The following is a 12838-nucleotide window of genomic DNA, read 5'->3' on the forward strand; positions in this document are numbered from 1 at the left end:
GAAATCGCCTTTTGCGTGTTCACACGGCTTGCAACGGCGCCCTCTTTATCCTGGGTAACTTCAGAAATCTACGGTGGCCGACACCTTCAGCGTGCGCGGCGCACCTTGGGTCAGGTAACCACCATTGGCCGAGGCCCAGTAGTTCTCGTCGGCGACGTTCTCCAGCATCGCGTTGAAGGTCAGCGCGCGACCCTCCAGTTGCGTCCGATAGCGCGCGCCGAGGTCGACACGGGTCCAGGCGGGGATGCTGTATTCGTTGGCACTGTCAACGAACTGCCCGCCGGTGCGCAGTAGCAGGCCGTTCAGGCTCACCCCGGGCAAGCCGGGCACATCCCAGTCGGCACCCAGATTGAACTGGAATTTCGGCACACCCACCGCCTGGTTGCCATCGTCGCGACCGCCGGTGGTGCCGCTAAGTTCGGCTTTGGTCCAGGTGGCGCCGCTCAGCAGGCGCAGGCCGTCCAGCGGCTCGCCGAACAGGCTCAGCTCTACGCCGCGATTGCGCTGCTCGGCATCCACCCGGTAGTAGCCATCGCCGCCGAGCACGCCCTGCGGCTGCTCGATGCGGAACAGGCTGAGGCTGCCGCCGAAGGTACCCCAATCGAGCTTGGCGCCCACCTCGGTCTGCTTGGAGCGATAGGGCGCGAACATCTCGCCGTTATTGAGCGCGGCGACCGGCGCGGTCGGCCCCTGCTGCAGAGACTCGACGCGGTTGGCATAGAGTGACAAGAACTCGGTGGGCTTGATCACAAGGCCATAGGCCGGCGTGGTGATACTTTCTTGATAGTTGGCGGTGCGGGCACCGCTGGCCGCGCTCCAGGCATCGGAGCTGATGGACTGGCGACGCACGCCCAGGGTCAGCAGCACGCGGTCGTCGAGCAAGCCCACGGTGTCGGACAGCGCCAGGCTGCGGTTCTGCACCTTGGCGGTGGTGTCCGGGTCGTGGATATCGCCGGAGACGCTGGTGGCCGGCGGTTCGGCGATGGGCTGGCCCTCATACAGATTGCCGAAGCCGCGACTGCCCGCCGCGGTGGACTCGAACGCGTTGCGCTTTTCCTGCCAGATGCCGTTGGCGGCCAGGTTGAGGCGGTGGCTGACCGGCCCGGTCATGAGTTCGCCGCGCAGCCCCGTGACGGCGCTCAGGGTCTCCTGGTCCAGCGGTGAATAGAGGCGGCCGATGCGGGCGTCGCCGTTCGCGCCGTAGACGTAGTTGGAGGCGTAGACACCGTTCTCCCGCGTGTATTTGCCGCCTGCGCTCAGGTAGGCGGTCCACGTGGGCGACAGGTCGTACTCGGCGCTGAACATGCCATAGGTGTCTTCGAGCTGCGACCAGCTCCAGGGTTGTGCGTAGTTGTGGTCGGAGTCGGGTGCCGACGGCGTCTTGCCGTTGAGTGTACTGGTCGGCCCCGTCGTGGTCAGATAGACCACCGAGCGCCCCTCATTGACCCGTTGCTTCTGGTAACCGAGGTCCGCAGACAGCCGTAGACGGTCGCCGCGGTAGTCCAGGCCGAGGGTGGCCAGGCTGAAGCGCGAGTGCTCATCGTCCACCGCGGTCTCGCCCTCGCGCTGGGCCAGGTTGACCCGCACGCCGAAGCGGTTGTCCTCGCCGAAGCGCTGGCCCAGGTCGAGGTGCCCCCCCACTCGGCTGTCGCTGGCATAGTCCAGGGTGGCGCTGCGCGTGGGGGTGTCTTCGGCACGCTTGGAGACCACGTTGATCGCCCCGCCGACACCGCTGCCCGACGGCGACACGCCATTGACAAAGGCGTTGGCCCCCTTGAACACCTCGACCCGCTCGACCGACTCGGTGGAGATGATCTGTCGCGGCAGAATGCCGTACAGCCCGTTGAAGGCAATATCGTCGCTGAACAGTTGGAACCCGCGCACGACGAACACTTGGGAGAAGTTGCCGAAGCCGAACGACTGACGCACGCCCGGATCGCTGGCCAGCACATCGGCCAGGGTCTGTGCCTGGCGCTTCTCAATCAGCTCGGAGGTGTAGCTGGAGAAGGCGAAGGGCACATCTTGCATGTCCTGATTGCCCAGCACGCCGATGCGGGCACCTCGCGCCGCCTCCCCACCGGCGTACTCGGCCGGCAGGTCGACACGGCCTTCGGCGAGCCCGCTGATGGTGGTCGAGCCCAACTCCAACACGCCCTGTTCAGGCAGCGGCACCAGAGTGATGGTGCCGTCGTCGCCGGTCTGGAAGGTCAGGCCACTGCCCTCCAACAACCGCTGCAGGCCGTCGACCACCGAATAGTCGCCCTTGAGCGCCTGCGCCACGCCGCTGCCACGGGTCAGACCGGCGTCATAGAGCAGACGCACGTCGGCCTGCTCGGCAAAATCCACGAGCGCCGCGTCGAGCCGCTGGGCAGGCACGTCGAGCTCGACGGCGTGCACCTGTGCGGCAGTCATGGCCAGGGGGAGAACGGCTAGCGCCGCAAGGAAGGGGGTCGACCGCATGCTGATGTCCTTGGCTGTCAATACGAAGAAGTCGCATTTGCAGGAACAGAAGACGAAGGCGCCGATGATTTCTGAACCATCGCGGCCTAAATATTTTCTGTTTTCTTGAAGACCCAGGCGCGGTGGGAGTCTCAGCGGCGTGACGCAACCAGAATCAACCCTGGCAGGCGCACCAGACGCACAGGCAAGGTGGTTTCGACAGCACTTAACACCGCCTGCGGGTCGTCAAGGGCGAACACGCCGGTGACCCGTACCCTGCGAGCGGCTTCGTCGACAAACAGCACGCGCGCAGACTGGCTGCGTTCGAGCTCGGCGAACACTTGCTCCAGTGGCCGGTCGCGGAATATCAGCTTGCCGCGCTGCCAGCCCAAGCGCTGGCGCGCATCCAAAGCCTGCGGCGCCTGCAGTTCCCCGCCGCGCCACTGCACCTGCTGCCCACCGACCACCGGCAGCGGCTCGTGCCCCTCGCTGGAGGCCAACACTCGGCCCTCGCTGACCGCGAGGTCGACACCGCCCTCCTCCAGCCGCACATCAAAGCGCGTGCCGGTGACGCGTATGCGCGCCTCGCCGGCACTGACAATGAACGGCCGAGCCGGATCATGGGCTACCTGGAAATCCGCCTCGCCGCGGTACAGCCTGACCTCGCGGCGACCGTCGACAAATTGCCAGTCCAGCGCCGAATCACCGTTGAGGGTCAACAGCGAACCATCTGCCAGACGCAACTGGCGCACCTCGCCCGGCTGGGTGCTGATATCGGCATACAGGCCAATCCAGGTACCGCGTGGTAGCCACAGGGCAAGCAACAGCATCGCGGCGCAGGCCAGCGGAGTGGCCCAACGTCGATGGCGACGCACCATGCGCACTTGAGGCTGCTCGGCCGGACGTTCTATCTGGCCGAGCAACGACCACAGTCCTTCCACCTCATGCATTGCTTGCTCGTGCTCGGGCGCCGCCTGGCGCCAGGCCTGCGCGGCATCGTGATCGGCAGCGGTGGCGCGGCCAGAATGCAGAAGCACCTGCCATTGCCGGGCCTGATCGAGAAGCGAAGGATGAGTCACGGCTGCGGGTCCATCTGCTGCTGGCAGTGTTCGAGGGCCTTCAGGATATAGCGTCCGGCCATGCTTTCCGAGACACCCAAGCGCTCGCCGATCTCACGCTGGGTCAGCCCGTCCAGGCGATTCCACAACAACGCCTGACGCAGATGCGGTGGCAAACCCTGGACGGCGCGCTGCAGTAGCTCCAGGCGCTGGGCGTCGCTTGCCGCGCGCTCCGGACCCGGCTGGGCACTGACCAATTCGATGGATATCTCCTCCTCGACAGGGCGCGATTTTTGCTGACGGCGGTAGTCAATGATCAGGTTGCGCGCGATGCGATAGAGGAAAGCGCGAAGATTGCCGATCTCCTTCCCGGACTCGCGCCGGCGAAAGCGCAACCACGTCTCCTGGCGCAGGTCGGCCGCCAGTTCTGCACACTTCACCTGCCGGGTGAGGAAGCGCAGCAGCTCGCTCGAATGGCTCTCGAACTCGCCGTCAGCAGAATGAGGATCGGGTGGCCAGGACACGCAAAGCGACTCAAGCAAGGAAGAATTGCGAGAGTATATCAAATGATAATGACTTTCAATTAGTGCGGCGCCTGCAACATTCGTCGGTAAGGATGGGCTCGCCTGATTCAGGCCAACTCGACCTGGCTCAGGCAATCAATCCCAGTGTCAGCCCCTTCAAGGTAGCGGCTGCCCGGGTCGAGCATTCCAGTTTGCGAAAGATGCTTTCCATGTGCGTGCGAACCGTGCTCGGACTGATGTCCAGCAGCCGCGCCACCTGCTTGTTGCTGGCGCCACGGCTGATTTCCAGCAGGATGCGGCACTCGCGAGTCGTGAGCAACGAAGCCTTCGGTTGCCGCATTCGACGCTCGCCACCTGCGGCGGCAATGACTGCGTCGCAAACATCGTTGTCGAACAAACCATTGCCCGCATCCTGTTTGAGCAGCCTGGCGGCATCCGCTTCGCCGTGGGCCGATCGCCATGGCCTGGCTTCCCTTAGCGCGACCCAGGCTACCGAGGTGGCGAGCAGGCGATGCTCGGCACACAGCGCATCACCCGCCACGCCTCGAAAATAGCCGCTGCCGTTGAGCCGTTCATAGGCATGGGCTGCAATCGCTGCGGGCACGGCCAGTTCAGTGACAGGCCTAAGCGCCTGTTGCGTCCAGTAAGGGACAAGGCGCACCCGCTCCGCAGCGCCGTATGGCAGCGTCCCTGCGGTGTTCCAAAGGTGGTTCGAAACGGCTGCCCGGCCGAGACCGTAGATGAGCGCGGACTTGCCAATGTCTGTCAAAGTCGGTTCACGCAGCCCCCACAGGCGTGCAGCTTCCACGGCGACGTGCGCGACCTGTCGCGAATGCCCAGCCAACCACGGGAGCTTCAAGTCGATGATGTCTCCCACCAACGTCAGTGAGACGCAACGCTGCTCATGCCCGTGCTCAACCGTTTTCGAAAGCGCTTCCAGATCCGCCAGCCAGTCCTTTGCGTTGCCCAGAAGCAACGATACTAGCGACGCTGGATAGCGCCGATCCGACTGCTCCCCGATCCAGCGTAGCGCCGCGTCCAGGCCGTGTGCACGACTGAGAATATCCAGATCGCCTGCCAGCACTACCTGATAGGCGACCTCCGGAATGTGCTCATGGGTCAGGCCCAGCGGCCGGCCAGTGCCGTCGTAGGTTTCGAACACACGACACAAGCCCGCCTCGACGGCGGCCCCGAGCCGGAGGGTTTTGGCGATGGCTCCAGACACCTCACAGTGCACGACGGCAAGCGGGGTGGCCTGATGCACCGCGTTCATTTGCTCATTGCCCAGCGTCAAATCGAGCATCGCGCGCCGACCATCGACGTCGTCGCCCAGCAGATCCGCAAAGCCCTCGGCATTGGCGGTGCAACCGGACCAGCGCAGCAAGGCCACCTGTTCCGCTACCCTCAGGTGCTCACCGTCGCCGTGCTGGGCCTGTGCCAGCCTCCGCGCCAGTGCGGCAACGCGCCGGGAATGACCGAGCGGTTGTCCCATGCTGAGGTCACCGACCTGGGCGATCGTCGCCAGTGCCCCATTCAGGGAGATGTCCAGTTGCAACGCACTATCCATGAAAAAATATCCCGGGGTCGGATAATTGACCGATGCCCACATCGCAGGCCAGTCCGCAGAATTTGAACTCCCGAACAGGAGCTCATCCAATGAAAACATTCAAATCGAAAATCGCTACCGTCGCCTTTGCCCTGGCCGGTGCCTTCATCGCAAGCGCCAGTCACGCGCAGGATACAACGCCCTCCGTGGTGATCGTACACGGCGCGTTCGCCGACGGCTCCGATTGGGCCAAAGTGGTGCCACTGCTCCAAGCCCAAGGGGTGGCCGTTACGGTTGTGCAAAACCCGCTCACCTCGCTTGCCGACGATGTTGCCGCGACGCGCCGCGCGTTGAACAACCAGCAGGGCAAGGTGGTTCTCGTCGGGCACTCTTGGGGCGGCACCGTGATTACCGAAGCCGGTAGCGACCCGAAGGTCAGCGCGCTGGTGTATGTCGCCGCCTTCGCGCCAGAGGCCGGGCAAACCAGCGGCGAACAAGGTAAAGGCGCCCCCACGCCCCCTGGCATCAGTCAGATCAAGGCCGACGGCAACGGTTTCCTCTATTTGACGCCAGAAGGCATGGCCAAGGACTTCGCCCAGGATCTCCCGGCAGCGCAGACCGCCGTCATGACCGCCACGCAAGGTCCCATCAAGGCATCTGCCTTCGAAGATAAAACGACCGTGTCGGCCTGGAAGACCAAACCGTCCTGGTATCTGCTCGCCACAGAAGACCGGATGATCCACCCCGACGTCCAGCGCTCTGCCGCCAAGCGTATCGGTGCCACCCTTGCCGAGGTGCACACCAGCCATGTTCCCCAGCAGTCACAGCCGGCCGAGGTCGCCTCAGTGATCCTTAAGGCAGTACACAGCGTTGGCGAGCAGTGATCGCAGGGAAACACCGCCACTGGTGACCGCAAACTCAATCGTTGCATCGATACGGAGCGTCCTGCATGAATCATCTGCGTGATCAACACTATGACTTCATTGTGTGCGGTGCAGGTACGGCGGGCTGCGTGGTCGCTGCCCGTCTTGCCGATCAGAGAAGCGCACGCGTCTTGCTGATTGAGGCTGGCGAGGGGTACTCGGGCCCCGAGGTTACCGAGCCGGCGCAATGGCCGATGAACCTTGGTTCAAAGCGCGACTGGGCATTCGAGGGGCAACCCAATCCACACCTCAATGGTCGGCGGCTATCCCTGAGCATGGGTAAGGGCCTCGGCGGTGGCTCCAGCATCAATGTAATGGTCTGGTCGCGCGGGCACCGTTCCGATTGGGACCATTTTGCTGCCGAGTCTGGCGACCCGGCCTGGGGCTACGATTCGGTACTCAATTACTACCGCAGGATCGAGAACTGGCAAGGCAGCCCTGATGCCACCCGGCGGGGTTCAGGTGGCCCCGTGCATGTCGAACAGCCGGCCACGCCTCAACCCCTCGCGTGGGCCACGTTGGAGGCGGCCAGCCGGTTGGGTATCCCCCGATTCGACAGCCCCAATGGCGCGATGATGGAAGGCCCGGGCGGGGTCGCTATCACCGAGCTGCGCATTAACCAGGGCAAGCGCGAATCCGTTTACGATTCCTACATCCGGCCACGGTTGCACTATCCGAACTTGACGGTTCTGACGGGGGCATTGGTGACCCACGTATTGCTTGTCGGTACACGGGCTATCGGTGTCGAAGTGGTGATCGCAGGCGAACGTCAGTGCTTCTATGCCGCAGCCGAGGTCATCCTGTCCATGGGCGCGGTGCAAACCCCCAAGGTGCTCATGCAATCGGGAATCGGGCCAGAAGATGAACTGCGTCATCACGGCATCGCCCCGATCAATCACCTTCCTGGCGTAGGCGAGAACCTTCAGGATCACCTCGCCTTTGGCTGCACATGGGAGTACCTGCAACCCCAGGCAGTCGGTGGCAGCGGGTGCGAAACCACCTTGTACTGGAAAAGCGACAGTCGCCTGGATGTCCCGGACCTGTTGCAGTGTCAGCTGGCGTTTGCGGTACCCTCTCCGCCCGAAGTCGCGATTGAGCCGCCACAGCATGGCTGGACGATGTTCGCAGGGCTGGCCAGGCCTGCCAGTCGAGGACGCTTGCGCCTGTCGGGTGCCGGGCCACTGGATGCCCCACTCATTGAACCAAACTCACTGAGCGCGCCCGAGGATATGACAGCGGCGTTTGCGTCGATCGACCTGTGCAGGGCGCTCGGTAACAGCGCAGCCTTCAACGGGCTGGTCAAACGCGAGGTTGTGCCCGGGCCGAAAGAACATCGCGCTATGGAGCAATTCATCCGCCGCTCTGCCGTGACTTACTGGCACCAGTCCTGCACCGCAAAAATGGGCCGAGATACGATGTCGGTGGTCGACCATCAACTGCGCGTATATGGCATCGATAAACTGCGCATCGCGGATGCCTCCATCATGCCGCGAATTACCGTGGGCAACACGATGGCGCCGTGCGTTGTCATCGGCGAACGAGCAGCCGATCTTGTCCTCGCTGCGCAGGGTGTGACAGCTGCGGCTACAGCGCTGCACCGGTAACTCATAAGAAAACTGATTGCACAGGCTCACTGCTTCGACGTGTCTGTCTACTCGCCCCGGGCGGCTGGCCAATGATGCGCTTGAATGCACGGCTGAACGCTGCCTGTGAGGTATAGCCCAAGCGTTGTGCAACGGCATCGATCGACAGGTTGTCCTGCGTCAGCCATTGGCTTGCGATCCGCATCCGCAACTCAGTGGCGTATCGCAAGGGAGGCACGCCAATGGTGGCTTGGAACCGCTGCGCGAACACGGAGCGTGACACGTGAGATTCGGCTGCCAGTTCGGCAACCGTCCACTCGCGCCCGGGTTGGCGATGCAGGGCGAGGATAGAACGCGCCAGGCGGGGATCTCGCAGCGCCGCCATGAGACCTTGCGCGCTTTCAGAGCCACACTCGACCCAACCCCGTACGAATAAGGATGCAGCGACCTCCGCAAGCCGAGCCATGATCCCGGCATACCCTATACGTCCGGCGCAGATCTCATATTTGATTGAATCGAGTATCGACCCCAACCCTGGATAACTCTGACCACCGGTGTCCGCCACCATGACATTCGGCATCAGCTTGCCTAACGCCCGCATGCCCCCAAGATCGAACTCCATGCAGCCATAGAACAGGATCGCACTTGGCGTGGAAAGTGTGCTCGGACAGGTGTTCACACCACTGACGGCCTCGCCTAAGGGGGCTGCATCAAGTTGGTCGATATTCTGAACGGTGGCATCCAGCGCTGATAGCAATTCGTGCCCATGACCTTGCGGCACCAATACCGCGTCACCTGCCGAGAGGTGATGTATCGCGCCATCTCCCGTACGCAGGATGACCGTACCCACCGCCAGATAATGAAAGTAGGCATGCGCCGATCTGTGTTCAAAACCCAAGCCAAAGCTCGGACCCGTTTGAACGCGGCGGTACTGAACACCGCGCAGCCGCATACCCGTTAGCAGTTCGCTAATCAGTTCAGAAGACAGCGCAAATTGTCCTGACTCAGTCATATTAGGCGTTTTGATCAAAATAATAGGGCTTTGCATCATAGATCATCCTGACACTCAACTCTAGACTGCCGATCCCGATCACCTCCCAAGGATTCTTGAGATGAGTAGCAATGTGCTTGATGCTGCACCTGGCAGCGCCTGTGGAGTAGAGCCGACAACCCCGGCCTGGACGGCGGTTTTCTCTCTGACCATGGGTGTCTTTGGCCTGCTGACGGCTGAATACCTTCCGGCGAGTCTGCTAACGCCGATGGCCTCGGACTTGAGCGTGTCCGAAGCGATGGCCGGTCAGGCCGTGACCGTCACCGCCGTAGTTGCATTATTTGCTGGACTCTTGGTGCCAGGGCTTACCCGCAAGCTTGACCGCCGTACCGTCTTGCTGGGTTTCTCCTTGCTGATGATTGCATCCAACCTGCTCGTTGCCATGTCATCGAATCTGACGGTTCTGTTGTTGATGCGAGTGCTTCTTGGCATCGCGCTGGGTGGATTCTGGAGCATGGCGGCTGCCGTGGCCATGCGCCTGGTACCGGCGAAATGGGTGCCACGCGCGCTGTCCATCATCTTCAGCGGCATCGCCGTTGGAACCGTGGTCTCCGTTCCGCTGGGGAGCTACTTGGGCGGCCTCTTCGGCTGGCGCAGTGCCTTTTATGCGGCAGCGGCGGTCGGCGTGCTGACGGTGATCTTCCAGTGGTTCACGCTACCCAGCATGGCGCCTCGGAAAATGGCACGCACAGCCTCCGTGCTGGAATTGATCCGGCGCCCTGGCATTGCCATCGGCATGGTCGGCTGCGTGCTCGCACACACAGGTCAATACGCACTGTTCACCTACATCCGTCCCGCACTTGAAAGCGTCGTGCACATCGACATCGATGGCCTGGCTTTAATGCTATTGGGCTTCGGCGCCGCCAATTTCGTCGGCACACTCGTGGCGGGTTGGTTGATGGAGCGTAGCTTGCGCCTGACATTGATCCTTATGCCTGCCTTGGTAGCCGTGGCCGCGTTTGCCATGATCTCGCTGCCTCTCCAGGAGTCGGGGCTGGCACTCGTAGTCGCGCTATGGGGCCTGGCTTTCGGCGGGGTGCCGGTTGCCTGGTCAAATTGGGTGGCACGCGCGGTGCCGGATCAAGCCGAAACCGCAGGCGGGATGGTCGTCGCCGCGGTGCAGTCGTCAATCGCCGCGGGAGCTGCACTCGGTGGGTTGGTCTTCGGCTTTGGCGGTGTAGAGGGAGTCTTCATCATCGCAGGCGCAGTGATGCTGCTGGCGGCGCTGATGATTGCTCTTCGTGTTAGGGTGGCGTTGCCGAAGCAGGGTGACGCGGTAGACCAGGCCATGCATATCTGAACAGACCGACCAACCCAGTTTGATTCAGGGTGGCTCCGGCCTTCTGGAGATCTTTTCCTGAATTACCAGGGGTAGAGAACCACCCTGCTTTCTTCAATGGTATGGAGCAAGACATCCGCTTCAGACTTGGAACGGCATTACGTTCGGGTATGCGTGACCCGCTTATAAGGAGATAGCATGAAATTGTACTTTGCCCCCATGACCTGCTCCCTGTCGCCGCACATCGTGCTGCGTGAACTGGGCCTGCCTTTCGAACTGATCCGAGTCAACAACAAGACCAAAGCCACGGCCGACAGTCGTGACTTTCGCGACATCAACCCAAAGGGTTATGTCGCCGCGCTGGTGCTGGATAACGGCCAAGTGCTGACTGAAGGTCCAGCCATCGTCCAGTACTTGGCAGATCTGGTTCCGGGCAATTCCCTGGCGCCGGCCAACGGCACCTGGGAGCGCACTCGTCTGCAGGAACTGCTGAACTTCATCACCTCGGAAATTCATGGCGGCAGCGCACCGCTGTTCAATGCCGATATCCCCGAGCCCACCAAAGAAATTTTCCGGCAGAAGCTGTTCAAGCGCCTGGACTACCTGAACAAAGGCCTGGTGAACAAAGACTACCTGCTGGGCGCCTTCGGCCTGGCCGATGCTTACCTGTTCACCGTGCTCAAGTGGCTGCCTTTCTTCAATATCGACATCAAGAACTGGCCGGAACTGGCGTCGTTCATGGAGCGCATGGAAGCACGTCCAAGCGTGCAGGCCGCCATCGCTGCAGAAGAGGCGACGCAGCCGGTTTAATCACGGATGACAGAAGCGGGTCGATGCTGGCTTCTGCCTTACTGAAGCACAACCCTTTTTCTGATTTTCATGTGACGGCCTTTGCAGCTCTGACGATTAAAGAAACATTGGTATTCGATGTCTCACATAAGGAATTGACAGATGTTCATTGGACGACTCGCCAAGCTGACTGGCTGCACCCCAAAAGCTATTCGATTGTACGAGCAGAGGGGCCTGATCAACGAGCCGGAGCGTGAGGGGCGGTATCGCATCTACAACGCTCATCACTTGGAAATCGTTCACCTGATCCGCACAGCGCAAACTGCCGGGTTCAAGCTGGCCGAGATGAACCCGCTGATTGCCGCAAAAAACAAGTTGAAATCCTTTCCGCTGGCATTGGCCAACCAGGCAGTCGACGACAAGCGCCAGCAGGTCCAGGACAGGATCGCGGAACTGCAGGCGCTTGATCTTCACTTGATTGAACTTAAAAGCGAGATGAACTCAATGTTTTCGCCTCGCCCTGTCGCAGGTCTTCATAAGGTTGATGCGCCTGTCTGTACAGATAAGCAAACGCTTGCCTCAAGGCCACTTCAGGCGGCCGTGGGTTGAAACCCAATTCGCTTTTCGCCTTGGTGATGTTGTATTCCTGCGCCACGTTGTGAAACAGGCGCACCTGGCTCAAGAGCAACTGGGCGGGTTTGCCAACTAATTGCGCCCAGCGTTCCTGGAACCACGCCACGCCCAACAGTAACCAGCGTGGTGCTGAGACAGGCTGGCGATACCCAGGCACTTGGGTGTTGGCAGCCTCGATCAAATCGCTGAGCGGCGACGAACGCTCATTGGCCAAGATATAGCGCTGCCCCGCCCGTCCCTTTTCGGCGGCGAGTATCATCCCCTCGGCCACATCGCGAACATCCACGAAGTTGAAACGAAACCCCGGGTCAAAGGGCATCTGCCGCTGCCGAACCGATTGAAGAAGTCCCATGGTATCCGTGAGGTAACCGGCATTGGGGCCCACCATGGCCGAAGGTAATACCGACACCATGTTCAACCCCAACACCTCAGCGCACTGCCAGGCCGCTTGCTCGGAGAGAATCTTCGATTTGTAGTAGGCGTTTTCGCTTTCCGTATTCCAGTGCGCCTCATCCAGCGCCGTACCATCATGACCGACGGCGGCTACCGAACTGACGTAGACCACACGATGCACACCCGCCCGTGAAGCTGCTTCCAGCACACGCCGCGTGCCTTGAATATTCGGCTCGACAATCTCGGCCTCCGGGTTGCGAGCCCAGTGCTTGAACACCGCGGCCACTTGAAACAGCACCTCTACCCCCTCCAAGGCCTTGTCCAAGGCCGCACTGTCCAGCAGCTCGGCATACACCAACTCGCAGTCCAGCCCGGCAAAGGGTGTGTGGTTACTGATGTCACGAACGCCGGCTCGAACCCGATACCCCTGATTGAGCAGCGCTCGCATCAAGGTGTTGCCCAGATGGCCGTTGGCACCCGTCACCAGACATAAACCTTTCACAGAAACTCCTTGTTGGCAGCGCGCCAGAGTGTGCGCAGGAAAAAGCATACGAGGTGTCCCATGGGACAGAGTCAAGTAGCCATTGGCACCTTTCCAAGGCGACTGATCCCCGGCGCCC

11 protein-coding genes and 1 pseudogene are annotated in these 12838 nt (G+C 61.7%); 6 read left to right on the plus strand and 6 right to left on the minus strand.

Translation table 11 applies throughout. The features are described from left to right. Nucleotides 1-60: 60 nt before the first annotated feature. From AAIS01_RS17120 to AAIS01_RS17135, 4 genes are all read right to left on the minus strand, one after another. Nucleotides 61-2460, minus strand: a complete 2400-nt coding sequence (locus tag AAIS01_RS17120; RefSeq protein WP_343469891.1) for a TonB-dependent siderophore receptor — start codon at nt 2458-2460, stop codon at nt 61-63. Nucleotides 2461-2591: 131 nt separating this feature from the next. After that, a complete protein-coding gene (locus AAIS01_RS17125) occupies nt 2592-3518 on the minus strand; it encodes a FecR family protein (RefSeq protein ID WP_343469892.1) in 927 nt (308 codons plus the stop codon). Then, nucleotides 3515-4021 (minus strand): RNA polymerase sigma factor, encoded by a 507-nt coding sequence (locus AAIS01_RS17130; protein WP_092396243.1) that lies wholly within the window; start codon nt 4019-4021, stop codon nt 3515-3517. The genes AAIS01_RS17125 and AAIS01_RS17130 overlap by 4 nt, the downstream gene beginning before the upstream one ends. Nucleotides 4022-4148: 127 nt before the next feature. Further along, nucleotides 4149-5588 (minus strand): HD domain-containing phosphohydrolase, encoded by a 1440-nt coding sequence (locus AAIS01_RS17135; protein WP_343469893.1) that lies wholly within the window; start codon nt 5586-5588, stop codon nt 4149-4151. Nucleotides 5589-5677: 89 nt separating this feature from the next. Between AAIS01_RS17135 and AAIS01_RS17140 the strand changes: the two genes are divergently transcribed. Beyond that, a complete protein-coding gene (locus tag AAIS01_RS17140) occupies nt 5678-6451 on the plus strand; it encodes an alpha/beta fold hydrolase (protein WP_343469894.1) in 774 nt (257 codons plus the stop codon). Nucleotides 6452-6516: 65 nt separating this feature from the next. Then, nucleotides 6517-8094, plus strand: coding sequence for a GMC family oxidoreductase (locus AAIS01_RS17145; protein WP_343469895.1), 1578 nt, complete (start codon nt 6517-6519; stop codon nt 8092-8094). A gap of 1 nt (nt 8095) precedes the next feature. Here the strand turns inward: AAIS01_RS17145 and AAIS01_RS17150 are convergent, their stop codons facing one another. After that, complete coding sequence (locus AAIS01_RS17150; RefSeq protein WP_431191932.1) at nt 8096-9121, minus strand: cupin domain-containing protein; 1026 nt, start codon at nt 9119-9121, stop codon at nt 8096-8098. 64 nt (nt 9122-9185) lie between these two features. On the opposite strand from AAIS01_RS17150, the gene AAIS01_RS17155 reads away from it, so the two are divergent. The 4 genes and pseudogenes from AAIS01_RS17155 to AAIS01_RS17170 all read left to right on the plus strand — a co-directional run. Next, nucleotides 9186-10424 (plus strand): MFS transporter, encoded by a 1239-nt coding sequence (locus AAIS01_RS17155; RefSeq protein WP_343469897.1) that lies wholly within the window; start codon nt 9186-9188, stop codon nt 10422-10424. 177 nt (nt 10425-10601) lie between these two features. Continuing rightward, nucleotides 10602-11213, plus strand: a complete 612-nt coding sequence (gstA, locus tag AAIS01_RS17160) for a glutathione transferase GstA (RefSeq protein WP_343469898.1) — start codon at nt 10602-10604, stop codon at nt 11211-11213. 23 nt (nt 11214-11236) lie between these two features. Then, nucleotides 11237-11449, plus strand: coding sequence for a hypothetical protein (locus AAIS01_RS17165; protein ID WP_343469950.1), 213 nt, complete (start codon nt 11237-11239; stop codon nt 11447-11449). Then, nucleotides 11355-11666, plus strand: a pseudogene (locus AAIS01_RS17170) (MerR family transcriptional regulator); the annotation flags it as partial. The gene AAIS01_RS17165 and the pseudogene AAIS01_RS17170, both read left to right, overlap by 95 nt. 10 nt (nt 11667-11676) lie before the next feature. Here the strand turns inward: AAIS01_RS17170 and AAIS01_RS17175 are convergent. After that, nucleotides 11677-12720: an NAD-dependent epimerase/dehydratase family protein gene (locus tag AAIS01_RS17175; protein ID WP_343469899.1), complete on the minus strand. Its 1044-nt coding sequence runs from the start codon at nt 12718-12720 to the stop codon at nt 11677-11679. Between the last annotated feature and the right edge of the window lie 118 nt (nt 12721-12838).

It is taken from the genome of Pseudomonas halotolerans (genome assembly GCF_039581215.1).
In the GTDB taxonomy this organism is placed as follows: Bacteria; Pseudomonadota; Gammaproteobacteria; order Pseudomonadales; family Pseudomonadaceae; genus Aquipseudomonas; species Aquipseudomonas tehranensis.